This is a genomic window from Mycolicibacterium llatzerense, assembly GCF_025331195.1.
Lineage (GTDB): Bacteria > Actinomycetota > Actinomycetes > Mycobacteriales > Mycobacteriaceae > Mycobacterium > Mycobacterium llatzerense.
In genome coordinates this window covers 61,717-87,464 of sequence record NZ_LXOV01000019.1, presented here as the reverse complement: position 1 = coordinate 87,464, position 25,748 = coordinate 61,717, and the positions used below count along the sequence as shown (strand labels likewise).

Here is a 25,748-nt window from a genome sequence, read left to right as displayed (position 1 = left end):
CAACACTGGTGAGGTGCGGCTGCCGCCGTCGATGCAGCCCCCCACCCCACAGATGGCGCCCGGCTACCCGCCGGCGCAGCCGCCACGCAGCCCCAAGGGCGGGCTGATCACCGCGGCGATCGTCGGTGCCGCCGCGATCGCTCTCACAGCGGGCGCGATCGGTGGACTCATCGGAAATCGCATGGCCACCAGCCCGGCGCCAGCGACGCCTGCCGCGTCACCCGCCCCGACCGCAGAACAGGTGCACACGGCCACGGTCGACCTGTGCACCCGGTTTGCTGCGGGTGATCGCGCTATGCCGTCGCCGCAAAACACGGGGTTCGATGTGATTCCGAGCTACAACTACGTTGCGGAAGCCCTGCGCGAGAACCCCGCCGCGGATAGCGCAATCCGCGATGCGGTGAGCGAAAGCCTCAAGCTGGCACGCGATCAAGCCGCGCATTTCAGCAATACGCCTGCGAAGGGTGCCATCCAGCCGGCGACCGGCTGGACTGTAGAAGCAGCTAACGGCGCTGACCAGCGCGTATGGGATTTGTGCAAGGCATACGGAGGCTAACGAATGGACGCGGGAGCGGAAAGTAGTACCGGGGGGGCCGCTGCCGCTGCGCAGTCCGGTGCTCACATCGGGATGAACCTATTTCACCAGGCGGTGAAGGCCGCTGACACTGTGGCCAAGAAGACCAGCGGCGCCGCCGGTACCGCAACGAACACCGCTAGCGAGCTGGGCGAAGGCCCGTTCGCGATGGCGATCAAGGCCGGACGGCGTCCACCGGACAGCTTGGTCGAATTCCTCGATGAACTTCATGAATTCCACGCAGGTGTCGCCAGGGACCTGGACGAAGCCATCGGCACCTCGAAGAACACCTACAGGCCGCAATTCGCCGAGGCGCTGACTGGCGCGGCCGGTGACGCATTGCTCGCCGCGCATGACGAGAACACCCACCTGTGGGGCACTCACTACGACCAGCACACCAGTGCGGCCAGGGCCGCATACCAGGCATCCCATCACACCCAAGTTCTTCAAGGCTTGATCGACAACACCGCTGAAGCTGGCCAAGAAGAGTTCAATAAGGCTGTGAAAAGCCGCAATCCAGCAGCGGCGATGCAAGTGTGGACCACTTACAGCCAGCAAGCCGATAGCGACGTAGCCGAAAGCGTCAAACAGGTCACCCAGGCACTCAGCGGGAAGTTCACCATTCCTCAAAACGGCCCTTCGGACAAAAAGCCTTCCGACGGCAAGGAAGCTCACCGGGGCGAGAGTGACAAGGACGAAAAGAAAGAAGCCCATCGGACGGACGCCAAAGGAACCACCGACAAGTCGGGCGGCGCTGACAAATCCGGAACAGGCACGGGCGCTGAGGGCGACACGAAATCTGCCTCGCCAGATGCCACGCCGCGCACCGACAATCCCGTGAAAGCCGCCTCCGCTGACCCAGCCGCAACAGATGCGACAACTCCACGAACCCAGCCCGCCATGCCGATGACGGGCATGCCGAGCGGCGGGGGTACGCCCAGTGGCGGTCGTGGTGGCGGGTCCGGAGGTGGCGGCATGGGCTCGGGTATGTCCGGGCTTGGGTCGAGCATGAAGCCGCCTTCAGGACTTGGTTCACCGGGAGGTATGCCCGGTAGTGGGGGCATGCCTGGTGGCATGCCCGGCGGGGGCGGTATGCCCGGCGGCGCGTCAACATCGCCGGCGTCTGCGTCGCCGCTGGCGAACGCGGGGTCGAGTTTCCAGAGCGGGCTGGCATCTGGGATGAGCGCAACCGGCGGTGGCGCTTCCCCTGTTTCACCTGTGTCGCAATCACTTTCGCAGCAACAGGCGGCAGCTGCCTATGCTGCGCAGCCGCCGACAGGTGCAGTGCCTCAGATGGGCAGCACACCCGCTGGGATTCCGATGGGCGGCGGTCCTTCTGGCGGCGACGTGGGCGGTGGTGGTGCTGCGGCTCAAGGCGGCTCTGGGGCGGCGCCGATGGGCGGCGGCGGGATGATGCCTCCTGCTGGCGCGATGGCCGGCGGCCCGATGGCTCCCTACAGTGCGCCGGGCGCTGGTGCGGGCGGCGCGACTCCTGCGGCACCTTCGGCTTCGACGTCACCAGCGAGCAGCGGGGCAAGTGCTGCCAGCGGTGGCGGCGGCCCGGCGGCCGGTCCGGTGATGGCGGCCGGGCATGGTTCGGCGGGGGCCGCGTCCGGTCTGATTTCCTTGGGCACTGAGGTCAACCCCGATTTGTTGTTGGCGCAGAGGGTACTTGGCGGTTTGGTTCGCGCTTGCGAGAACTGGCCATCGCTGATCGTGTGGGCGGTGAGCGTGGTGAAAACCCCTGTGGGGTCGCAGATCATCATCGCGACCAGCGCTGGCGGGGGCGGCTATGTTCCGCCGACGGTGGTGCTGCCGACGACCGCTCGGTTGGCTGTGGTTGATCCTGTGCTCCCATTCGGGTGGGCAGCACCGTGGATGGGCTGCCAGAAGCCGTCGAAGATTCTCGCGGATCATTTCGAGCTGTTCCGCAAAAAGACTGGGGGAGCGCAGCTTTCGGCAATGGTGACCACGGAACTGTGGCCGCAGGCTCCAGACGGAGTACAGGATTTCCTGGGGATGCAGCACCGGGATGCGTTGGCTCTGGTTAGCGAGGCGCCGCGCCTCGATGGCGGACATCAGCATCGGCTGGCCGCCTTTGATCCCAGCCTGGCTCATCGGGTTGCCAGTCTTGATAGGGGAGCTGACGTATCAGCCTGGGCGGCGGCGAATCTGACCGCCGCGGTCATCAATGCAGCACACGCTGAGCCGGACGTTTCTGGAGACAAGTTGGTGACCGATGACGAGCTCGCGGTGCTGCAATCGGTGCACCGAGGAACAGCCGATGCCGTTGGTTGGGGGCTGTACGACAGCCTGGTTAGGAAGCGCCACAACGGGGTGCTGGAGTGGCCCGAGGTTCATGCGCCGCAGGATTTCGATGGTTCTGCACTGAACGTGACGATGGCGCAGTCGTATCGGAAGTACTTCCGGATGAGCCAGATCGTCGAGTTGGTGCGGTGCTGGAAGTTCTCGCCCCCGCCCCTGGCGGACCTGGCCTATTGCGGCATCCACGCCGGGTTCGGCGCAACAGTGGTGGCCAAGATCGGCGAGTTGGAGCAGCAGCTGCGTGGGCAGGCGTCTTAGCAGGCTTGTGTCCGCGCAGTTGAAAGGGTCCAGTCTCAGAATTATGGCAATTCTTCGCATCTGCCCCAGGTCGACAGTGGTCGGGAAGAGGGCAAAAGCGCTGGTCATGCCGTTCGAGGTGTCAAATCCGCTGAGACAACGCCATGCAGGTGTCACCGACCTTGAGGCAGTGTCACGCACGGTGAGACCCCACAAAAGCACAAAATCAGTTGCAGCATTGCTGTTCACGATTGCTTTTTTGTGTGTAAACTGCTGATGGTAATGAATTGGTGACGTGTTGAGAGGGGCTGTCGTGGAGCTTGCTGAGGAGTCGGCGAACGACACCCGAGAAGTCCGGGTTGTGGCTTCGGCTGTGTCGGTCAAGCGGACCATCGCTGCCGAGGTGGGGGACAACGGGTGCGTCGTGGGGGTGCGTTTCCTCAGCGATGCGTTCCGGAAGTGGGACTCGTACACGTTGGGAGAGCGGGTGGTCAAGGTCGCTGATGTGGCGCATGACCGTTACCTGTCCATTCAGCCGAACCGCGACGGGCATTACCCCGATCGCGGGGAGGTATCCGCGCGTGAACGCAAGCTGAACTTCTAGAAGGGGCAACACCGCGATGTCGAATGATTGGGACCCGATCAACACCGTGCTCGGTGGAATCTTGGGAACGGCGATTGCCGCACCGCTGGGACCTTTGGCCCCGATTGCGGGGATGATCGGCGCAAGCTGGCTAGGCAAGGAAGACAATCCGACCGCCAATGGTCCGATTCATCTGGGCCATGTCGGTCCGGACGCGCCGCCTCCTGCGGCGCCGCCCCCGCCGCCTCCTGCACCTGGTGGGTTGGCGCCCGGACCGCCGCCCCCGCCGCCGCCTGCTCCGTTGCCTGCACCGCCGGGCGGCCCCACTCCGGGGACGGGCGCGGCGACTGATGCGGCGAACAAGGAGAGCCGCGAGGTCGCGGCTGTCCTCGCGCAGTTGCACGAGTTGGACAAGTCGGCGGCAAGCACGATCGATGCGATCCACGCTGCTGGGACTGCGGGCCAGCAGCAGTTGGACGGCATCACCAAGGATGTTCAGGACAAGATCACCGAATTAGGTCCTCGGCTGAACACTCCTGCTGGTCAGCAGGAACTGCGGGACTTCTTGAAGGAGAAGTTGACCGCGGCCAAGAAGGTCATCGATCAGCAGATCGCCGATGCGGACGCCAAGGCCCGGCACACTCGTGAGTTGACGCAGAAGTACGCCGACATCGGTGGTGGCGACGACGTTAAGCCCGCCGGTAATGCTGGCAATGGGGGCAACGGCGGCGTGGGCGGTGGCCCCAGCGGGGGCGGCCCGACTGGTAGTAGCGAGCAGGGCACAACCCCGTCGAGTGCACCGGTGAACGCGGCGGCTCCGGGTACTTCTCCGTATGGGCAGGGCATGATGCCGGGTGCGGGGATGATGCCCGCGGGTATGTCGATGCCGCAGATGCCCTCGTTCGGCGGGGGTGGAATGCCCTCGTTTGGCGGGGGCGGTGATCCGTTGAGTGCGTTGGGCGGCTTGGGTTCTCAAGGGCTGGGCCATGATGCGTCGTCGTCGTTCCGTGACGACATCAACGGTGGTAAAGGCTCGGGCAACGACGGCCCGTCGAACTCGAAGTTCAAGGACGGTACGGAAACCGGTTCGGGGAACAACGGCGGCAAGCCGGGCAGTGACACCAATGGCAGCACGACTCCGGCGGGAGCCCCCGGGACCACTGGCGGGGCAACGGAATTGGCCGGCAACCACCAGAACGCCCCGGGCATTGACCCGAATGCGCCGGCACCGACCACGCATGTGTCGTTGCCTGGCGGGCTGGACACCGAGGCGCGCACGGTGCAGGGTGCGCAGGCGGTCAAGGCTGCGCTCGGTGGATCGACGGTGGCCGATGCGTGGCATCAGGCGGGCGTGACGGTGCCGCCGCCGGGCACTCCGGTGACCGACCCGATTCCCCCGACCAAGTTGAAGGCCGGCGACGTGGGTATCTGGCAGGACCATCTGGTGATGGCCTTGGGCAATGGCAAGGTGCTGGTTTCCGGTCAGCCGCAACCGTTGTCGAGTGTGGGGACCGGCCCGGATTTCCTGGGATGGATGGACCCGAGCGCATTGGCACCGAAGGGTGGCGCACCGGCCACGCCCCCGGCTGCGGCACCGCCGCAGCCGCCGGCGGCCCCGCCAGGTTTGCCGTCCTAAGAAGCTGTTGAGTGTGGGAGCGGGTGGGCGATGACGCGAAGTCGCGGTGGTAGCCGTGGGATCGGGTCATCGCCCACTGCGGCGCGAAACGATGTAGGTGTCCGATGAGTTTGGATGGGTTTGTGCGTGCTGCGGGTGCGGCGATGGGTATGGCCCGCGAATCGTTCGGCACCGGCGGTGTGGCGTTGGCGCCGCCTCCTGGTCTTGGCCCTCGCCCGGATCGCACTGGCGACGGGTCCGGTGCTGCGGCAACAGCTTTCAGTCACGAATCAACACAAATTGACTCTCACCTGGCGGCGCTGAGCGAGCATGATGCCGCCAGCGGCGCGCAGCTGCAACAAGCGCTGTCCTCCGCTGGTGTCTCGCGCGGCCGGATGGACTCGGTGATCGCCACGGCGGTGGCCGATGTGCAGGCCATGGGCATGTCCACCAGCACCGTTGAGGGCCAAAAAGCGTTGGTGGCGGCCATCAAACGGCACCTGGAGGACACCAAGTCCACCCTCGATCAGGGTGGCGCTGACGCCTCTACCCAGGCCGCGTCAGCCAACGCGAGCGCTGCGGGTTACCAGGGCGTCGGGCACCCGCCGGGCGGGGCTGCACCGGCGATGGCGCAGATGCCGGCGATGCCGCAACTGCCCCAGATGCCGATGGGCGGCATGGGCGGCGGAATGCCCATGGGCGGCGGAATGCCCCTGGCCCCCCTCGGCGCACTCGGAAACCTGTTCTCTCGCACTGGGTTCGCCCAGGACGGCGGCCATACATCGAGCAGTCCGGTGGGCGATGGGCTCGGCGGCAACGTTCCAGGCTCGGAGAACACGTCCTCGTCCGCGGCGATCCCGGTCGGCGAGGTCGATCTGCACAAGAAGGGGTTCCCCGGCGGGGCGGACGCCTACCGTGCCTACATCGGTAAAACCCTCGACCACATGGGGATTACCGATCCGGCGGCGCGGGCGAACTGGACTCGCGGCTTCATGACTGCCGCTGGCCGCGAGTCCGGGTTTCACCCCGATGCGGTGAACATGAGTGATTCGAATGCGCACGGTGCTCGTATGGCCGATGGTGCTCCGGCCAATTCGTCACGTGGCGGTTTGCAGACCATCCCGTCAACGTTCGCCGCCAACCATGAGCCGGGAACCAGCCGCAGCATTTATGACCCGATCGCCAACATCGCGGCGTCGATGAACTATGTGATGCGCCGCTATCACGTGGCGCGCGACGGGTCGAATTTGTTGTCGGTTGGACAGTTCAATCCCCACCACGCACCAGGAGGTTACTGATCGTGAGTTTGGATGGGTTTGTGCGTGCTGCGGGTGCGGCGATGGGTATGGCCCGCGAATCGTTCGGCACCGGCGGTGTGGCGTTGGCGCCGCCTCCTGGTCTTGGCCCTCGCCCGGATCGCACTGGCGACGGGTCCGGTGCTGCGGCAACAGCTTTCAGTCACGAATCAACACAAATTGACTCTCACCTGGCGGCGCTGAGCGAGCATGATGCCGCCAGCGGCGCGCAGCTGCAACAAGCGCTGTCCTCCGCTGGTGTCTCGCGCGGCCGGATGGACTCGGTGATCGCCACGGCGGTGGCCGATGTGCAGGCCATGGGCATGTCCACCAGCACCGTTGAGGGCCAAAAAGCGTTGGTGGCGGCCATCAAACGGCACCTGGAGGACACCAAGTCCACCCTCGATCAGGGTGGCGCTGACGCCTCTACCCAGGCCGCGTCAGCCAACGCGAGCGCTGCGGGTTACCAGGGCGTCGGGCACCCGCCGGGCGGGGCTGCACCGGCGATGGCGCAGATGCCGGCGATGCCGCAACTGCCCCAGATGCCGATGGGCGGCATGGGCGGCGGAATGCCCATGGGCGGCGGAATGCCCCTGGCCCCCCTCGGCGCACTCGGAAACCTAATCAGCGGTGCGGGCCGGCAGTCCGGTCCTGGTGGTGAGGATGCTGGGGGTGCTGAGCTGGCGGGGATGGTGCGCAGCAATGGGGGCGGTGGCGCGGTGGGGGATCAGATCGTGCACAACGCCTTGACTCAGCTGGGTGTGCCGTATGAGTGGGGCGGGGAAAAGCCTGGGGTGGGTTTGGATTGCTCGGGTTTGGTGCAGTGGGCCTACCACAAGGCGGGGATCGCGATTCCGCGCACCACCTATGACATGACGAACTGGGGTGTGCGGGTGCCGCCGAATCAGGCGCAGCCGGGCGACATTGTGCTGTGCAACCGGCAGGACGGGGCGTGGCAGCACGTGATGCTGGTGATGAACGACCACCAGACGGTGGAGGCTCCGACACGGGGCGTGCCCGTGAGGATCGGCCGCTGGCCCTCTGGCTCATTTGAGGTCAGACGGGCCGCATAGACAAACGTCATGAAGGGGTAAAGGGGAGAGAGATGCCGCCGGGCGGTTTGAATTACGCGTCATTAGAACAGGTTTCGGCGTGGCGGTTCCTGCGCCACCGGATTGCGGTGGCCATCGGCCGGCGCAATGTGCGCCTTGTGCACGATCCGTCGAAGAACTCGATCGCCGCGCTGCGGGTGAGTTTCGTGGTGTCGATGGTGATCGTGGCGATCTGCTGCGTCATTGCGTTCATCAAGCCGCAGGGCCAGATCGGCAAGTCCAGCATGGTGGAGGCGCGTGGCTCCAACGGCGTGTACGTCGATGTCGGCGGCACGTGGCATCCGGTGCTCAACAAGGCCAGCGCCCGGCTGATCACCGGGCAGGCCCAGGACCCGACGTTGGTGCCGATGTCGGAGATCCTTAAACAGCCGATCGGCCCGATCCTGGGCATTCAGGGCGCACCGGATGATCTGGGGGTCCGCAGCCCTGGCGACACCGGGTGGTCGCTGTGCGACAAACTGGGATCACAAGGCTCGCAGGTCATTCCGCGGACTACGGTGATCGACGGCATCGCCACGATGGGGGACTGGGCGCACACCATCGTATCTCCGGAGGCGGCGCTGATGACCTACGGCGGGGAGAATTTCCTGGTCACCGACGGCCATCGTTCGGCGATCGACCTGGCAGACAAGCCGGTCACGTTGGCGCTGGGGCTGCCGGTCGGCGACCTGCATCCGGCGGCGATGTCGCGCGCCCTGTACGAGGCCTTGGCCCCGACTGCTCCGCTGCGCGTTCCGGAAATACCGACCCCCGGCGGGCCGGTCAGTTACGCCACTGCGGCATTGCCGTTGGTGTCGGGAAGTGTCATGAAAGTGTCTGACGTCACCGGTGATCCGCAGTTCTTCGTAGCCCTGCCCGCCGGGGTGCAGCGCATCCCCCAGACGGTGGCCACAATGATCATCAACGCCGCGGTGGTGCCGGGCGCGCAGGTGATGGTGGCCAAGTCGGCGGCGCTGACGGCGATGCCGCAGGCGGTGGGGTTTGACACCAGCGTGTATCCGCCGGGCCTGGTCAAGCTGCTCGACAAGACCAATGAGCCGGTGACATGCGTGACGTGGCGGCGCACGAACGGCGAACCGCAGGCGCAGGTCTCGACGGTGTCGGGTCGGCGTCTGCCGATCCCGGTCGGTGATGAGCGGCGCGTCGTGCCGTTCATCAGCGCCGGACCCAACACCGCCGACGAGGTATTCGTCAGCCCGGACGCCGCCAACTTCGTACAGGTCACTGGCGTGCAGGCCGATTCGAAACGCGGCGAGAGCCTGTGGTTCATCGGTAACAACGGCACCCGATTCGGGGTGCCGGTCACGGGATCGAACGGCGATGACCAGAGTCGCCAGGCGCTGGGCCTGGACAAGGGCAAGGTGACGCCAACGCCGGCGCCGTGGGCGGTGATCAAGTGGCTGCCCGCAGGCCCGGCCCTGTCCAAGTCGGCCGCCCTCACCCAGCACGACACGTTGATGCCCGACCAGAACGCGGCCGCGGTGCCCACCCCGAAAGCAGGTGCGTAACACATGAGTACAACCGGTTTCATTCGCCAGGAAGTCAGCGCGCCGTTCGTTCCGGAGGAAGCGATCCAGATCGACGACCCGGCCGAAATCACCCGACCGGCGCCGGCGAAACCGCCCACCGTGGTGTGGGTGATAATCTTCGTGGTCGCGGCCGTGGTCCTGATGGTGTCGCTGTATTTGTCTGGCGCACGCCAACTTTCGGGGGCCTCATTCTTCGTCTTCCCGATGATGCTCGTGTCGATGGTCGGGATGATGCGCAACCGGATGGGCTCCAACGGCAAAAAGGACCACGGCGCAGCCTTGAACCAAGATCGCGCGGTGTACTTACGTGGGACCGATGAGAAGCGGGTCAAGATTCATGAGGCAGCCCACGCGCAGGCAACCGAAATCTCCTACCACCATCCCACCCCGCAGGACGGGTCGCTGGGCACGTTGGTGGGCACCGCCCGGATGTGGGAACGCACCCCTGATGCCCGCAATTTCGGGCACGTGCGGATGGGTGTCGGGATCACGCGGCTACAGACCAAACTCATTCCGCCGCTGAAGGTTCCGCCGCCGGAGTTCCGGGAGACGGTCACCACGGTGGCGGCCCGTGATTTGCTGCGCGCCCAGAACGTCATCCACGATGTTCCCCGTCCGCTGCATCTGTTCGATCAGCGGGGCTGGAGCTTTTTCGCCGAACCGGAGATGCGCGAGACGGTGCAGGGGATTCTGCGTGCGATGGTGTGCCAACTGTGCGTGTTCCACGGTCCCGACGATGTGCAGGTCGCGATCATCAGCGATGACACGGCCGCCTGGGATTGGGCGAAATGGCTACCGCAGACGGGCGATGACCAATTTGTCGATGCCTGCGGGCCGGCGAGGCTCATCTTTTCAGACGTGGCGGCATTCATGGAGCGCTTCGAGTCATCGTTGTCGTCGCGGCGGCCGTTCCAGGCCCGCCAGGAAGGTGGCGAGTCCCCCGATCGGTGGCTGGTGGTCGTGCTGGACCTGCCCGGGGCAGACAGCACGGCGATTCTGACCGAAGAGGGCCGGATGGGGGTGTCGGTGCTCGAAGCGACCGGCGATGAGAACAGTGTGCTGGCCACCGGTGACACCGCGTTTTTCGTGGCGACCGATGAGCACGGCACGGTCAATCTGCTCAAAGCAGCGAAAGCATAGGGGGATTTTCGCGATGGTTGCCATCACTAAGGAAGTGCCGTCCGGGCTGCGTTTTGCCGCCGTTCCGGACGTCATGCCGATCTACGAAGCCGAAGCATTGGCCCGTTCTCTGGCCCAGTACACCCCGACCGATGAGGCCGAGAAGTTGTTGGCCCAGCAGGCAGCTCAGGCGCGCGCGGGCCAGGACTTCACTGATGCGCTGAATATTTACGACTTGCGGACCTGGAAGCCGCGGCTGACGTGGAATGAACTCAGCCCGGCACGTCGGCTGAGAGTTCCCATCGGCAAGACCCCCTCGGGTGTGGTCGCGGAGCTCGATTTGAAGGAGGCCGCGGAGGCGGGCATGGGTCCGCACGGGCTGATGGTCGGCATGACCGGCTCCGGCAAATCTGAGCACCTCAAATCGTTCGTGCTGGCGCTGTGCGCCACCCATTCACCCGAGCAGCTGCGGTTGCTGCTGGGCGATTTCAAGGGCGAGTCGGGTCTGGGCGATCTGGAACGATTGCCGCACGTTGAGGGCCTCGTGTCGAACCTGGAAGGTAGCCGGCACAAGCTGATTCGATTCCAGTCGGTGTTGCGTGGCGAGTTGGGTCGGCGCCAGGAGATGTTGAAGCGGGCGGGCTTCAAGGGTGTGCGCGAGTATGAGGCAGCCCGCGCTGCGGGGCGCACCGATTTGGAGCCGATCGGCACGTTGGTGCTCATCCTCGATGAGTTCGCCCAGATGCTGGTGTTGCTCCCGGAGATGGGCGGCACGATGGACGAGGTCGCCCGGTTGGGGCGCTCGTTGTGGATCCACATTCTGAACGCTTCTCAGCGCGTGGAGGGCGGCAAGGCGCAGGGCATGCAGTCCCAGCAGCAGTTCGCGATCGGCATGAAGGTGAGAAACGCCGGCGAATCACGTGCCGCGATCGGTTCAACGCGGGCGTACGACGAATTCAAGAGCAAGGACGCCCTGCCGGGCTCGGCGTTCCTGGTTGTCGACGACGAGCACATCCGCTACCGCGCCTTCTACGCTTCCGGCCCGTACACGCCGCCGAAAATCAATGCAGCGGAACGAGATCGGGCCGAAGGACAGTATCTTCCGGTCACCAAATTCACCAGTGCGATGTCCGCGCTGCCCGACACGATCGGGATGGAGGATGAGGACGACGACGAGTTCGACGTCTCCGAGGCGGGGGTGCAGACGGTCGACCAACTGATGGTCGACCGCATTTGCGAGGACGCGCGTACGTTGCCGCGCGGGCACCGGATGTGGAAGCCCGACCTGGAGGAAACCGAGAAGCTGCCGATTGACGAGATTGTCACCGAGTACTGGCACCGGGAGCGCTGGCAGGATTTCACCGAAGATTCGGGCCTGGTGGCCCCGTTCGGCCGGGAAGACGACTGGTACTGGCATTCTCAGGATGTCGTCGCGGTCGACTTGGGTAGCACGCACGGTGGTGTGGCCGGGGCTCCGCAGGCCGGCAAGTCTACGGCGGTGCGGACATTGATCATGTCGCTGGCGATGGCCAATTCCCCTGCGCGGGTGCAGTTTTACGGCATTGACTTCGGCGGCGGCAAACTGGCGAGCCTGGCCAGCTTGCCCCATGTCGCCGGTATCGCAGCTACCGGCGACGACGAGCGAGTCGGTCGGGTGGTCTCTGAGGTCGAACGGATTCTGCGTAACCGCAAGCGCGAATGGGGACGCTTTGGCGAGTCGGGCTTGGACCTGGCCCGGTACCGGGCAGCCAAGTTCGGCCCGAACCCGATGCCGGTGCCCGATGACCAGCACGGGGACGTGTTTCTGGTGGTCGACAACATCAGCAAGCTCAAGACGGAAATGCTCGAAATCCACGACCGGATCATCGCGCTGGCGGACGGGGCCTTGAGTTTCGGCGTGCATGTCATCATCACCAATGACTCGTGGCTGACGATCAAAAACGCGGACAAGCTCCTGGCCAAGGTCGAACTTAAGCTGGGCGACAAGTCCGATTCGAAGATGGATCGACAGATTGCCGAGGATGTGCCCAGCAAGCAGAAAGGCCGGGGCCTGGTCGAGTCCGGCAATCACATGCTGGTCGCGGTGCCATACCTGTCGGAGTTCATCGAGCTCAGCGACACCGACGCGACGGAGGCGACCGCCAAGGCCGTGGCAGCCGAATGGGCCTCGCGTGGGTTCGGCGAGGCGCCGCGGCTGCGGCAACTGCCGCCCGAGGTCGACTTCGAGAAGCTGCCGCCGATGCCTGCTGCTGCGCCGCGTCATGCCCTGCCGGTGGGTATCGGTGAGCGGGAGATGAGCACCGTGTGGTTGGACCTGGCGCAGAATCCGCACGCGTGGTGCACAGGAACCTCACGGTCGGGTCGCAGTGTGTTCCTGCAGACGGTGTGCGCGGCCATTCAGCAGCGCTACACCCCGGAAGAGGCGCAGATCGTCGCGTTCGACCCGTCGGAGGACTTGGCTGACGCGATCAGCGACCGTTACCGCGTGGTGTACGAGAACCAGCATCAGCGCATCGGTCAAGCCAGCGCGGAGTTGGCGCAGTTGCTCGAGAGGCGCAAGCCGCCGGCGAATCTGCATCCACGTGAGTTGCGGCAGTGGCGTGCGACCGTCGTTCGGCCGAAGTGGTTCGTCATCATCGACGACCTGAACCTGCTCACTCCGGCGAACACGTACAGCTCGTTGACGTTGCCACTGGTCGGGCCTGCCGAATCCGCGAAGAACCTCGACCTGCACATCATCGCGGCGATCACGATCGACAACTGGTACGCCAAGGGACAGTCGCACAAGCTGCTCAGCGCCATGACCACGGCCGGTGCCTCGGTGGTGGTTCTGGACGGAAACCCGGCGGAAAAGATCATCGACCAGGTGCGCCCGGCGTCGCGGGTACCGGGGCGGGCCGAGCTGTACGAGCGCAAAGGCGGTGGCCAGCTCATGCAGATCGCGCTGCCGCCGCTACTCGCGGAGGATCCGAGCAGTGTTGGCTGATCGCGGCCCCACGGTGCGCCCCGCAAAAAATTAGTGTCGGCAGTACTGCCCGAGTCCTGGAATGATCGGTGGTAAGGGCGGATGTAGGGGGTGTTCATCGGGGTGATTTCTGGGCAGTTGGTGCAGCCAGCATGGGCAGTTGCATCATGAGTGAACAATCAGCCGTTTACGTATTCCATTACTTGCATCGTCGTGTGTACACTGGCGGCAAGTCCAACCAATCCAAGGAGTTGTGATGACCAGCTTTATTTCTCTGGAGCCCGAAGCCGTGATGGCCGCGTCGGGCATGGCGGCGGGCCTGTCCAGCGAGGCGGCCGCCCACGGCGGGCAGACCGCCGCGTCGGCGGCAGTGGTGCCCCCCGGTATCGAAGAAATCTCGGCCGCCAACGCCGCCAAGATCGCCGAATTCGCCAGCCAGGCAGCAGCGGTGCTGGAAGCAGGAGCCGCCTTCCACGCCGAACACGGTGTGGCCGTGGGTCTTTCGTCCGCGATCACCGATCTAACCGACGCGCTCAACTATGCGGCCGTCGGCAACATCATCTGATATTGGCCCGAACGACAGGGGTTAAGGCGCAACGATGACAGCTCCAGGCGCGTGGGGAGCCCTCCCTCCCGAAGACAACAGTGCTGGCTTCTGGCTGGGTCCGGGCGCGGAGTCGTTTATCGCTGCGGCCGAGAACCTGGTTGCTGTGGCGTCGGGGCTGATCGCGAACCTGGGCGGTCAAGAAGCGGTCAACGCCGCGCTGGCTGCCTCATGGCCGGACCCCACCGGGGAGCTGGCGGTCCTGTCGAAGGTTCCGCTGATGCTATGGCAGGCGCTGGCGGCCGGCCAGATTTCCGAGGCCAGTGCCGCCATCCACGCCACAGGATTGGCGTTCGAGACGCTGAAAGCGGCCACCCCCACACCGCTGGAGATTGGCGAAAATCAAATCGAACACGGTGTGCTGCAAGCGAACAACTTCTTGGGCATGCTGACGCCTGCGATCGGGGTCAATCGCGCCAATTACGGGCGGATGTGGGTCACGGCCGCCAGCAACAAGTATGAGTACGCCGCAGCCTCGGCGACCGGCGTGCAGTCCATTCCACCGATTCCGCCGCCGCCCCCGGCGACCGAAGGCGCGGCGTCAATGCCCTCAATGCCGACACCGAGCAACAAGGCCGAGGACCTGGCCAGCAGCCCTGAACAGGCTCTCCAGGCCTTCATGGGTCCACTACAACAGGTCGGCTCGATGGGCAGCCAGTTGGGTAGCGGAGGCCCGTTGAGCAGTCTGGGCCAGATGGGACAGTCGGCGTTCGGGCCGTTGACGCAAATGCTGCAAACAGGCATGGGCGGCAACACCACCGACGCCCTGGCCTCGTCGATGTCGGCGGATTGGCTCTCGGCCACGCCCGGTGCCGGTGGCCCCGTCGCGGCCAACCTGGTCTCTGGGCTGGGCGGCGCCGGCGGTGGTGGGGGCGGGGGTGGACTGGGTGGCCTGAGTGCGTTTCGGGGACCGACCGGCTTCGCGTCGGCTCCCACCATCAATGCCGCCACAGCCAACCCCGAGGCGACCGTATCGCGCCTCACCGAGGCGCGGATGGCATCAGGGGCGCCGGCAAGCACCGCGGGGATGGGCAGCAGCGGCGCGATGATGGGGCCGATGGCAGCTCGTGGCGGCGAGCAGGACAAACAGGACGCAGGCAAAGAACGCCGCAGCACCCCGCTGGCGTCCCTGGCCTCGCTTTACCGTGCTCCAGCAACCGTGCCGGTCATCACCGGCGGTTCGGGTGCGGTTTTCCGGGGGGAGGAGGGCATCACACGGCCGACGTGATGAACCGACGCACAAACCAGGCGGGTAACCGCACCGATCAACATTTCACCTACAGCTACGAAGGGACATACCAGACATGAGCACCCCCATTTTCGGTGATCTTGAAGGCATCGGCCGGGATTCCGGCTCGCTTCAGGAAATCTCCGACGAGCAGGCCTCGATCATGAACGCGCTGGGCAGTTCGATGGAGGCACTGGTCCCCGCGATGAAGGGCGGCGCCGGCAAGGCCATGCAGATGGTCGGCGAGCAGCTCCAGCACCAGGGACAGCAGTTCAGCTCCACGTTCGCCGACCACTCGCAGAAGATGAGCAACAACGGCCACATCTTGAGCACGGCCGACGACGACGGCGCGTCGATGATCAACGGCATCAGCAACCTGATCGTCTAGCCCGCAGCGCTCACTACCCAACACACCACCACACACGTTCATCGAAAGGACATCACAGTGCTGATTCACTACGCCACAGCGGCCATCGCCGACGTCGCCGCCCAGATTGGCCACGCCTCGGACCGTACCGAGCAGAACCACCAGCGCAGTCTGGCAACCGTGCAGGCGAACGCCAACAACTTCGGCGGCGCCGGTAGCGACGCGTTCAACGCCGCGATCAGCGCGATCAACCAGAAGTACGCGCAGTCGCAGGCGACCATCCAGCAGGCGGGCCGGGTGCTGCTCGAAGCCAACAACGAGATGACCCACGCCGACCAGAAGTCGGCAGGTCAGTACGCCTAACTGACCTGCTGGTCGATTCACCTGCGGCCCGGCGAAGGGCTGGATACGCCGGAAACGGCCGATACCAGTTTCCTTTCGCCGGGCCGTTGTGTGAACACGACCAGGATCATCCCAGGACAGAACAGAGAAAGCAGCCGCCACGATGACGCGACCACCGACTTTCATCAAGCGACAGGCCGCCGCCCCGCGCGGCCCGCGGCCGATCACGGCCATCGAGACCACGTGCGAAGGCGCGTGGCTGCTACAGGCGCTGTGCGGTATCGAGCACCTTCCGCCGTCGATGCTGTTGCGTCCCTACGTTTCTGCCTCGGGCCGGCCCACGTGGCACCCGGGCATTCCGATTCTTCGCGAGGCCGGCGCGATCATCGAGGACGACGCGGTGCATCCGAGCGTGGCACGGTGGCTGGAAATCCTCGGCGCCCCCGACATCGCATTGGTGGTCGACGTGCGGCGGCCCGGTGTCGAATGCCTGCGGATGGTGATCGCGCGGCGCGACGGTAAACACGCCGCGATTTCCCGTGGCGGTCCCGGTAACGCTGACAGCGTCACGATCGAGGAAGTCGGCTCAGTCCCGTCGATGCGGGTGTTGTTCGAGCGGATCATGGAGCTGTGCGACCGCGGTTTCGGTTCGGTCGCCCCTGCCGCCTTCGCGCCGGTCACTGTGCGCACGGCGGCACTTCTGGATGGTTTGAACAAGATCGTGCAGGGCGATCACACCCCGGCCGCAGCGCTGGGGTCGATGGATCTGACCACCGAACAGCGGCGCATCCTGACGTTGGCCGCCGATGAACCGCTGATGGAGGTGGGGTTCGCGTTGCAGGTGCACGATGCCCGGGGCGATCACTTCGCGCTGGCGTCGGTCGCGGTCACCGACACCACCGAGGGCCGGATCATCACCGGACCCATCGTCGGTGATGACCGAACGTGGTGGACCCAGATTGTCCCTGGTACCGCCGATGCCGGGGGGAGCGCGCTGCGTGCCCTGGTGGCGTCAGTGGGCACCACCTGGGAGGGCCACTCGCGATATACGTAAACACACAATTCATGTGTTTACGTACTGCATCTATTGCTTCAATTGTGTTATTTTGACGGTATGGATATTGGGGGTGTCTGGGCCACCGGCTCTGGCACGAAAATTGTGGGAGAGCCAGTGAGCCAGAGCAACGAGGACGATTTCCTCTCGCGGTATGTCGGAGACGAATCGTCGACACCGCACGGTGGGGGGCAGGACCCCGGCGACGAATCAATCCGGCCAAATCCTTTGGGCCTGTCGCCCGACCCTGAGGGCACCAACATTCTCGACAGGGAAACGCACGCGCGGATGATGCGGGAGGCAGGGGAACTGGCCGCCCAGCAGCCCGGCGCTGCGGCAGCCGCGCGCAGCGCCGACGAGCCGACGACCATCGGCGGTTTCCCTCCGATCAGCGCCCCGCGGCATGGGCAGCCCGGACCCGAGCTGGGCCGACACACTCAACCGCCGCAGGCGCCGCCGCCCCTGACCGCGCCGTCGCAGCGCCCGGGCCCGGAACGCCCCTTCAATCCGGAGCAGGCGCCTCCCGTTCCGCAATGGCCCGCGCCGCAGTGGCAGCAGGGCCCGCCCCCGCAACCCCAGCAGCCGGGTGGTCAACCAGGTTTTGCGCAGCCGTTCGGCCCGCGCAGCGGCGGCGCCCAAGGCGACGCTGAGTTGTTGGACGATTCGTCTGCCTCCGTCGGCCAGATGCGCGCGGAGATTCACGAAAGCAACGTCGTCGCGCCGTACAAACTGGTGCCCCAGACCGGATGGCGCAAAGGTCTGTACAAAGCCACTCGCATCAACCTCGGTCTGTCGGCCAGCGAGACACACTGGAATGACCTCAAACGCCGGCTCAAAGTGAACGTGCGGGGCCGCTACGTCATCGCGGTCATGCAGGAAAAAGGCGGGGTCACCAAGACCACGACGTCGGCCATCTTGGGCGCCGTCCTGGCTCAGTATCGCGACGAAAAGGTGGTGGCCATCGACGCCAACCCCGCGTCGGGCAACCTCGCTTCGCGGATCGACGAACCCTCCACAGAGTCCTGGGTGGGTCTCAACGCCGACCAGAATTTGGTGAACTACAGCGATTTCCGCAACTACCTGGGCAAAGACTCGCACTCGGGACTGGAAGTGCTTGGCTCCGATCGCGGCAAGGTGCCGATGTCAGGGACCGATCTGCACCAGGCCTGGGCCAGGCTGCAGAAGCTGTATCCGATCGCGATCGTGGACTGCGGTACCCAGCATCTCGATGACGTGACCCGGGCCATCCTCGACTACCTTCCCATCGACGCGCTCGTGGTCCCTTCCACCACCTCGCTGGATTCGGCTATTGCTGCTCGCGACACCTTGAACTGGCTGATGGTGGAGGGTTACCCGCACCTGGTACGCGAGGCCGTGGTGGTCGTGAGCAACACCAAAAAGGTCGACGCCAGCGCGCAGGTCAAGCAGTTGCACAAGGACTTTGAACGTGTCGTGCGCTCGGTGCATTCGGTCGGCTTCGACCCGCATCTGAGCGATGCGGTGGCCATCGACATCAACCGGCTCCAGCCGCAGACGTGGCAGGCGTACGTGGAAGCGGCGGCATCGCTGGCCGACGGTTTCACCCGCGCCGCCGAGCGTGCCCCCCAGCAGCCCCAACAATCCCAGCAGGCGGTTCAACCGCAGCGTGCGCCGCAGCTGCCCACGCAGGGCGGCCCGTGGCAGGGCCAGCAGGCCGGCCCCGGACAGTGGCGCGGCGGGGGACAAGGTCCGCGGCAGGGCGGCGGCCCTGGCGGCGGCCAGTGGCCGGCTGACGGTCGCTGGCAGGGCGGTCAGGCCCGATGACTGCGACCTCTGAACGCGCCGGGGCCAAGCCCAGCGCCCATGTCCGGTTGCGAGAGCAGGTCCGCGTCGCGGTGCTGTACCGCGGACGGCAGACCGACCTGGTGCTCCCGGCGACCGAAGTGGTGGCCACCGTCGTCAGCGAAGCACTGCGACAGGTCATCGATCAGGCTGAGGACCTGCGTCCCCGTGACGACCAGGACCTGATCAACCCGGGAAAGGTGGTGCTCAAACGCGTCGGCGGCTCAGCCCTGGCACGTGGCGAGTCGCTGCGTGAGCAGGGCGTCACCGACGGCACCCTACTGATCCTCGACGTTGAAGACGCTGAGGTGTCCTTCACCCCGGTCATCGAGAACGCGTCCTCGGCTATCGCCGACATCAACGCGCGGCGCTTCAAATCGGTGACGCCGCAGACCGCCACCACGGTGGCGGCGGTCACCGCGGGGATCGGTGCAGCGCTCGTCGCGGCACTGTTGGTGCGGGTGTGGGCGTTGGCGCACGCGGCCGGGACGTACTGGCCGCTGGTGCCACCGGGTTCCTGCGCGACGATCGCGGTGCTGCTGGTGGCGGGCGGCGCGATCGCCTGGTGGCGCCAGAACCTTACGGTGGTCGCCAACGGGTTGTGGGCGGGGTCGCTGGTGGCTGCGGGCGCGGCGGGATACACCGCAGTTCCCGGCCCGGCTGGCGCGTGGAATGTCGTGTTCGCGGCAGCGCTGACCGGAGTGCTGGCGGTGGCCTTGTGGGTTCTGGGTCCGGCGCCGGCAGCCCTGTTGAGTTGGCTGACAATCGTGTCGATCGGCGCGGGCCTGATGGGTCTGCTGCATGCGGTCGGCGTGCCGATGATCTACCTGTGGACCGGCGCCCTGGTGGCGGCACTGGTGGTACTCAAGAAGGTCGAAGCACTGTCGGCCACGCTGGCACGGGTGCCGATGCCGTCTTTCCCGACGGTGACGGGCAAGCTCACCTTCGACGATGCTGATGAGATGGCGTCCGAGGCGCTGGTGGCGGCAGAGACCGAAGGAACGCCCAGCGTTGACGAACTCAGTCGCGCGCAGATCGCGGCGAACGGCTACGTGCAGGCGATCGTCGCCGCCATCGCTCCGTTCTTCGTGCTCGGTGCCGCCGGCGCGGTAGCACCGGGGCAGGGCCGGTGGATGCTCGCTACCGGGTTCGTGCTCGGGATCGCGCTGATTCTGGTGTTCGGTGGCCGGGCATTGGACGACCGGGCAGCTGCGGTCACGGTGGTCGGCACGGCGTTGGCGATGAGCGCTGCTCTGGGCGTGAAATATGCACTGTCCAGCCATAATCCGACAGTCAGCTTGATCGTCGCCGGATTGGTCGCCGCACTCGGTCTGTCAGCGCTGGTGATTGCCGCTGTCGTGCCGCGGCGCGCGTTCTCGGCGCCGGTACGCAAGGGCATCGAATGGTTCGAGTACGCGTTGCAGGCCGCGGTGTGGCCGCTGTTGCTGTGGCTGCTGAACATCTACGAGCTCGTCAGGAACTGGGCATGAGCGCCCGACGCTTCGGCCAGGCGATGGCCATCGTGGCGGTCAGCGCGCTGGTGATGACCAGCCCGTTGGTGACCGGCACCGCAGCGGCGATTAACCCGCCGGTGGTTGACCCTGGGGCGGTGCCCAGCGCCGACCCGGTCGGCCCCGCAGAACCGCTGCGACAGGAACACCAATGCACACCCACTGGGGTGCTGCCCAATACTGACCTCGGTGCGCCGACCGCGGCGCAGGCGTTCATGGACATCCCCGCCTTGTGGCGCTCAGCCGGGCGCGGCGCCGGGCAGACCATCGCAATGATCGACACCGGAGTCAATGTCGCGCCCGGACCACCGGGCGCCCCGCCCCGGTTGGCACACGTGCACGGCGGCGGCGACTACGTCGACCCGACGGCCAACGGGTTGCAGGACTGCGACTCTCACGGCACCGTGGTGGCCAGCATCTTGGGCGCCCAGCCTTCCCAGACCGACGGCCTGGTCGGTGTGGTCCCGGATGCGGACATCATCTCGATCCGGCAATCTTCTGAAGCGTTCGTGCCCGCCAACCCGACCTCGGCCGACGTCGAGAACGACCGCCGCTCCGGAACCGTGTCTTCGCTGGCGAAATCTATTGTGCTGGCCGCCAATTCGGGCGCGAAAGTGCTGAACTTGAGCATCGTGGCATGCATCCCGGTCCTCAAGCCGGTCGATCAAACCACGCTGGGAGCAGCGATCCGGTTCGCCGCAGTCGAGAAGGATATGGTCATCGTCGCGGCCGCAGGCAATCTGGCCAATCAAGGCTGCGCGCAGAATCCCGACATCGACGCCACCAGCACGAAAGACCCGCGCAACTGGGCGCGGGTGGTGACCATCTCAACGCCTTCGTGGTTTTCGCAGTATGTGCTGTCGGTGTCGGCGACCGACGGCAGCGGTCAGCCCGCTGTCGATCAGCAGGGCCGCGAAATCAGCCTGGCCGGCCCGTGGGTCGGTGTCGCGGCGCCCGGCACGTTCGTTGAAGGGCTCGACGGCAAGGGCGCGGTGATCAATTCAACGTTCGATCAGCAGGCGGGGGTACTCAAGGCCATCAACGGCACCAGCTTCGCCGCGCCGTACGTCAGCGGCGTGGCCGCACTCATCCGCGCCAAGTACCCCAATTTGACTGCCGCCCAAGTGATCGCGCGCATCGAAGCGACTGCGCACTCCCCGGCGGCATCGCCGCAGGACGTGGCCGGCGGCGCCGTGGTGGACAACCGGATGGGCTACGGGGCGATCGACGCAGTCGCCGCCCTCAACGATGACGTCCCGGTGGGGGCGGCCACACCGCCTGAACACCTGACCCGGCCGCTGCATCCACCGCCACCACCGCCACCACCGGACCGCGGGCCGATGATCGTGGCGCTGGCTGGCACGGGTATCGCCGTCGCGGCGCTGGTGGCCCTGTACTTCGCCAGCCGCGTGATGAGGGAGCGTCGACAGTGACCATGCCGAGAGTGGATGTGACCGACCTGAGCACCCTCGCCGCCGAGGACATCAGCGAGGACGAGCCCGGGCAGCGGCTGCCCCGGTGGCAGCTGCGGCTGCCGATCCGCCGCGCCGTCATCGCCGAGGTGATCGCCACGATTCTGGCCGCCCCACTGGCGGCCGTCGCACCGTGGTGGGCACTGATCCCGATTGCACTGCTGGTCCTGGTGGTTGCCGCACTCAACTACCGGGGGGCCTCCGCAGTCGACTGGGCGGCGCGTACATGGAGGCTGCGCCGCAACCGCAGCGCGCAACGTCACGAAACCCGCGCAACGGTGCCCACCCCGTTCCCGACCGAACTGCCCAGCGTCGGAACGAGCGCACTGACCTGGGACGGCCAGTACGCAATCGCGATGATCGCCCTGCACGGCCGGCCGTACGCACCGACAGTGCTGGTGTCTGAGGGCGCGGATTCGCGCGATACCGTCCCGCTGGAAATGTGCGGTGAGCTGCTCGAACAATTCGGGGGGCTCGAGTTGGATTCGGTGGACGTGCTCAGCGACGGCACCCGCACCGCCCCAGATGGGCGTTTCACCGCACGATACGACGAGATGGTCAGCGACCGCTCAGCCGTCGGTTCCCGGCGGACCTGGCTGGTGCTGCGCCTGCGCCCCACTGGCTGCCTCGACGCTCTGCGCTACCGCGGCGACGTCGGTGAAGCCATCGCCGCAGCGACCGAACGCATCCGGCAAGCGGTCGCGCGATCTGGATGCCGCGCAACCACATGCAGCATCGAACAAATCAACGCCGCGACCACCGCACTGCTCGGTGGCCGGGAACTGTCCGCCTATGAGGAAGGGTGGACCAATTTGCGGCTGGGCAACGACTACGTCACGCCGTATCGGATGTCCGGCGCGGACTTGAGCACCCGCGTGCTCAATGACCTCTGGACCATCCGATCAAGCAAAACCGTTGTGCTGGTGCGTATCACGCGCGACAAGGCGACCGGCGAGCTCCAAGTCGGTGCGTTGGTGCGCATCCACACCAACGCACCCCAAACCCATCCACCGCTCTCGACACTCAAGACAGTGCCGGGGCAGGCATTCGCGGCGCTGGCCGCGACCCTGCCGCTGGGGGACCGATCCATGAGCCTGCCGCTCTCGACCCGGCCCCTGGGTGAGCCGCTGGCCGTCCAGGTCGGCCCAACCGGGTTCCTGCATGGCATGGCCGAACTCTCCGGCGTGCCACTGCTGCTGTCGTGGACCGACCCGCTCAAGTTCCTGCGCGTCGCGGTCGCCGCCGACCTCGACGTGGTGGAAGCCCTGGTACTGCGCGCCACCTCCGCGGGCTGCACCGCCGAGATTCACACCGACCGACCGGGGCTGTGGCAACCGATCTGCGATGACGAGCGCATCGCCATGGCGCGTGGCCAAGAACGCTCCACGGTCGCCAGCCTCATCGTGGCCGACGGATCCGAGCCTCAGCGGGTGCTGCGCGAAAGCGGCGAACGCGGACACGCGCTGGTCACCGTGCTGCCGGTCGGGGAAGCGTTGCCCTCGGATTCCGACATTCGGATCCGTCAGATCGGCGCCAACCGGATTGCCATCGACACCCCCGCACGATCGCGGCCCATTGAGCTGGGCATCATGCGCCCGCGCAACGAATCCCACATCCTTTCCCACCTGCGCGCACAAACCAACGGGAGCCCCCGCCGATGAGTCCTCGGAGCATTGAAGCACTACGCGCGGGGGTCAAAGCCCTGACCGCCAATCCTCGCAAAGCGCTGCAGGTACTCCGGATGGCCACCGATGACGACCCTGGAATGGCAGACGCCTGGCTGGCGCGGATGGCCGCCGGCGACTGGTCGGCGAACACGGTGTCCAAGCTGGCCGAGAGCAGCGACCGGCTGGGCTCGGACCTGCGCATCAGCGGCGCGGGCGTCACCCCCGGGCAGTTGGACGTGACATTCAGCATCGAGTACGTGACCTGGTCCATCAGCGATGTGACCACCGCCCGGTTGGCCTACGTCAGTGTTCTGTTGACGGACGGCAAGTTCGACGAAGCCAGTCGAGTGCTGGCCGGTCTGCGCACAGATCCTCGGGTGCAGTTCACCCGAGCCGTGCTGATGCAGATGACCGAACGGTGGCCCGACGTACTCACCGCGCTCGCTGGGCGTGAAGCCTGGACCCAGGACGACGTGCTGTCACGATCGAGCGCCCTACTTGAGGCCAAAGCAGCCGCGCACCTCGCACGGTTCGACCGGGCAAGCGCCGCCGTGGACGCCGCCACTGATTCGCCATTCCCGCTGAACACCGCCATCCACGAAGACCCGGTGGCGCGCGACGGCACATACTTGCGGGCCATGATCGCCCGCGCACAAGGCGACGAGGACACCGCACGCAGGATTCTGGGAGATGTCCTGTTGCGTTGGCCGGATTACCAGCTGGCGCGCACCGCCGTGGCGGATCCGACATTCGGTATCTCCGTGGTCGATCAGGCGACCATTGAAACCCGTGACGATCCGTGGGACCCGGCAACGGGACGGACCCCGCAGCAGCGGCAAGACGACGAGGATGCCGACGCCGCCCGCGAGCAGCTCGCCGAATCCCAAGCGACGCTGGACCGGATGATCGGCCTCGACGACGTCAAAAAGCAGGTCCGCATCCTCAAGGCGAATACGTTCGCGCGAATCGTGCGGGAACGCAAGAATTTACGCAATCCGGTAATCAGTAATCACCTGCTGATGACCGGTCCGCCCGGAGTGGGTAAAACAGAGACATCTAAAGCGATCGCGAAAACGCTGTGCGGGCTTGGTGTGCTGCCGACGTCGAAAGTTGAAGAGACGAGCAAGGAAAAGCTGGCGGGTCCACACGTCGGTGATGTCGAGAGCCAGACCAGCAAGATGCTCGAGAATGCGCTCGGCGGCGTGGTGTTGTTCGATGAGTTTCATGAGCTCTTGCATGGTGGATTCGCCGGCGGTGACCCGATCGGTCAGGCCATTATCGGTGCGATCGTGCCGTGGATGGAAAACCATAGGGACAAAGCGGTTTTGATTGCCGCGGGCTACCCGGCGGCGGTCCAAAAGGTCATCGAGTACAACCGGGGTTTTCAGGGCCGGTTCTCGACGACGATCAGGTTCGAGACGTATCCGCCCGATGTGCTGCTGGAAATCACCGCGTCGATCATCAAGCACGGCGATAGCACGGTGCCTGCGGGTGCGCTGGCGCGCGTTCTGATGGGGCCGTTCACCACGTTGTACAACAAGAGCTCCATCACCGAAGACGGCGACATAATCCGAGGGCTCGACGAGGTCAACAACGGCCGGTTCGCCCGCAACATCGTCGAACGCGCCATCAGTATCCGAAACCTGCGCATGATGGACAACTTCGGCCTGGACGACCTCGACATGTCTGATCCTTCACTTGGGGCGGAAATTCCTGACGAGGTGGTCACGCTGATCACGGAAGATGACTTGGCCGACGGCCTGTACGCGAGCCTGCCCGCCGAATACAAAAGCATTATCTAACAAGGAGAATCCGGTGAATCAGAACGCCGCGACTGCCATCTTCATCGACAGCGCTTTCGCCGACCTCATCTGTCCGTGGCCACCTCCGCAAGGCGTGCCGATCGGTCCATTCGACGCCGAGCGACTGGCGCCGATCATTCGAGAAGAACTTGATCGGCGCAAAGCGCTGCTCGCGCAACGAAACTGGCGGGCGCGGTGACACGCCGCGGCGAGGGAGCAGTATCGGGCGCCCGTGAGCAGTTCCGCACCGATGTCATGTACCGGCAGATCGGGCAGACCACGACCGGACGCCAGCGGCGTTGTCGCGGAATTGCTGGCCACTGACCTGGCTGGTGTCGCCCCAGGTGCTCTTGGTGGTGGCCGAGGTCAGGAGCGTGCAGTTCGTTGGCACTGTCGGGTGATCAGGCCGCATCGGTCACGGTGCCGGTGTTGTTCAACTGTGAGCCGGAACACGAAGCCTGGTCGGATCAAGTGGTCGCATACTTCAAGGCAGAGCGAACGACCTAGGCGTGAATGCGCAACCGTC

Annotated in this window: 20 protein-coding genes; all 20 read left to right on the top strand. The window is 65.7% G+C overall.

Features of this window, described 5'->3' with window-relative positions:
• The first annotated feature begins 13 nt into the window (after positions 1-13).
• The 20 genes from A7G45_RS32095 to A7G45_RS31985 all read left to right on the top strand — a co-directional run bounded on the left by A7G45_RS32095 (position 14) and on the right by A7G45_RS31985 (position 25,421).
• Entirely contained in the window at positions 14-556 is a 543-nt protein-coding gene (locus tag A7G45_RS32095) for a hypothetical protein (RefSeq protein WP_260943503.1), read from the top strand.
• A 3-nt stretch (positions 557-559) separates the two neighbouring features.
• The gene (locus A7G45_RS32440; protein WP_276555934.1) at positions 560-3,157 is read left to right on the top strand and encodes a hypothetical protein; all 2,598 of its coding nucleotides are present in this window, start codon (positions 560-562) and stop codon (positions 3,155-3,157) included.
• Positions 3,158-3,449: 292 nt separating this feature from the next.
• On the top strand, positions 3,450-3,740 hold the full coding sequence (locus A7G45_RS32070) for a hypothetical protein (protein ID WP_260943499.1): 291 nt from the start codon (positions 3,450-3,452) through the stop codon (positions 3,738-3,740).
• A gap of 16 nt (positions 3,741-3,756) precedes the next feature.
• Complete coding sequence (locus A7G45_RS32065) at positions 3,757-5,355, top strand: DUF4226 domain-containing protein (protein WP_260943498.1); 1,599 nt, start codon at positions 3,757-3,759, stop codon at positions 5,353-5,355.
• 104 nt (positions 5,356-5,459) lie between these two features.
• A complete protein-coding gene (locus tag A7G45_RS32060; protein WP_260943497.1) occupies positions 5,460-6,632 on the top strand; it encodes a transglycosylase SLT domain-containing protein in 1,173 nt (390 codons plus the stop codon).
• A 2-nt stretch (positions 6,633-6,634) separates the two neighbouring features.
• On the top strand, positions 6,635-7,702 hold the full coding sequence (locus A7G45_RS32055; RefSeq protein ID WP_260943496.1) for a C40 family peptidase: 1,068 nt from the start codon (positions 6,635-6,637) through the stop codon (positions 7,700-7,702).
• Between the two features lie 32 nt (positions 7,703-7,734).
• Positions 7,735-9,249 carry a type VII secretion protein EccB gene (gene eccB / locus A7G45_RS32050; RefSeq protein WP_260943495.1) on the top strand — a complete coding sequence of 505 codons (1,515 nt, stop codon included), beginning with the start codon at positions 7,735-7,737 and terminating at the stop codon, positions 9,247-9,249.
• A 3-nt stretch (positions 9,250-9,252) separates the two neighbouring features.
• Positions 9,253-10,410 carry a cell division protein FtsK gene (locus A7G45_RS32045; protein WP_260943494.1) on the top strand — a complete coding sequence of 386 codons (1,158 nt, stop codon included), beginning with the start codon at positions 9,253-9,255 and terminating at the stop codon, positions 10,408-10,410.
• A gap of 13 nt (positions 10,411-10,423) precedes the next feature.
• A complete protein-coding gene (gene eccCb, locus A7G45_RS32040; protein WP_260943493.1) occupies positions 10,424-13,375 on the top strand; it encodes a type VII secretion protein EccCb in 2,952 nt (983 codons plus the stop codon).
• A gap of 235 nt (positions 13,376-13,610) precedes the next feature.
• The gene (locus A7G45_RS32035) at positions 13,611-13,919 is read left to right on the top strand and encodes a PE domain-containing protein (RefSeq protein ID WP_260943492.1); all 309 of its coding nucleotides are present in this window, start codon (positions 13,611-13,613) and stop codon (positions 13,917-13,919) included.
• 34 nt (positions 13,920-13,953) lie between these two features.
• The gene (locus A7G45_RS32030) at positions 13,954-15,186 is read left to right on the top strand and encodes a PPE domain-containing protein (protein WP_260943491.1); all 1,233 of its coding nucleotides are present in this window, start codon (positions 13,954-13,956) and stop codon (positions 15,184-15,186) included.
• 76 nt (positions 15,187-15,262) lie between these two features.
• The gene (locus A7G45_RS32025; protein WP_260943490.1) at positions 15,263-15,574 is read left to right on the top strand and encodes a hypothetical protein; all 312 of its coding nucleotides are present in this window, start codon (positions 15,263-15,265) and stop codon (positions 15,572-15,574) included.
• A gap of 57 nt (positions 15,575-15,631) precedes the next feature.
• A complete protein-coding gene (locus A7G45_RS32020; protein ID WP_260943489.1) occupies positions 15,632-15,916 on the top strand; it encodes a WXG100 family type VII secretion target in 285 nt (94 codons plus the stop codon).
• Between the two features lie 142 nt (positions 15,917-16,058).
• Entirely contained in the window at positions 16,059-16,949 is an 891-nt protein-coding gene (locus A7G45_RS32015; RefSeq protein WP_260943488.1) for an ESX secretion-associated protein EspG, read from the top strand.
• Positions 16,950-17,066: 117 nt separating this feature from the next.
• Positions 17,067-18,752 (top strand): MinD/ParA family ATP-binding protein, encoded by a 1,686-nt coding sequence (locus A7G45_RS32635; protein WP_260943487.1) that lies wholly within the window; start codon positions 17,067-17,069, stop codon positions 18,750-18,752.
• The gene (gene eccD / locus A7G45_RS32005) at positions 18,749-20,260 is read left to right on the top strand and encodes a type VII secretion integral membrane protein EccD (protein ID WP_260943486.1); all 1,512 of its coding nucleotides are present in this window, start codon (positions 18,749-18,751) and stop codon (positions 20,258-20,260) included. The genes A7G45_RS32635 and eccD overlap by 4 nt, the downstream gene beginning before the upstream one ends.
• Entirely contained in the window at positions 20,257-21,714 is a 1,458-nt protein-coding gene (gene mycP / locus A7G45_RS32000; RefSeq protein WP_260943485.1) for a type VII secretion-associated serine protease mycosin, read from the top strand. The genes eccD and mycP overlap by 4 nt, the downstream gene beginning before the upstream one ends.
• 2 nt (positions 21,715-21,716) lie before the next feature.
• Positions 21,717-23,414: a type VII secretion protein EccE gene (gene eccE, locus A7G45_RS31995; protein WP_260943519.1), complete on the top strand. Its 1,698-nt coding sequence runs from the start codon at positions 21,717-21,719 to the stop codon at positions 23,412-23,414.
• A complete protein-coding gene (locus A7G45_RS31990; protein WP_344257703.1) occupies positions 23,411-25,222 on the top strand; it encodes an AAA family ATPase in 1,812 nt (603 codons plus the stop codon). Before eccE ends, A7G45_RS31990 begins: the two co-directional genes overlap by 4 nt.
• Before the next feature lie 13 nt (positions 25,223-25,235).
• Positions 25,236-25,421: a hypothetical protein gene (locus A7G45_RS31985; protein ID WP_260943483.1), complete on the top strand. Its 186-nt coding sequence runs from the start codon at positions 25,236-25,238 to the stop codon at positions 25,419-25,421.
• Positions 25,422-25,748 lie beyond the last annotated feature (327 nt).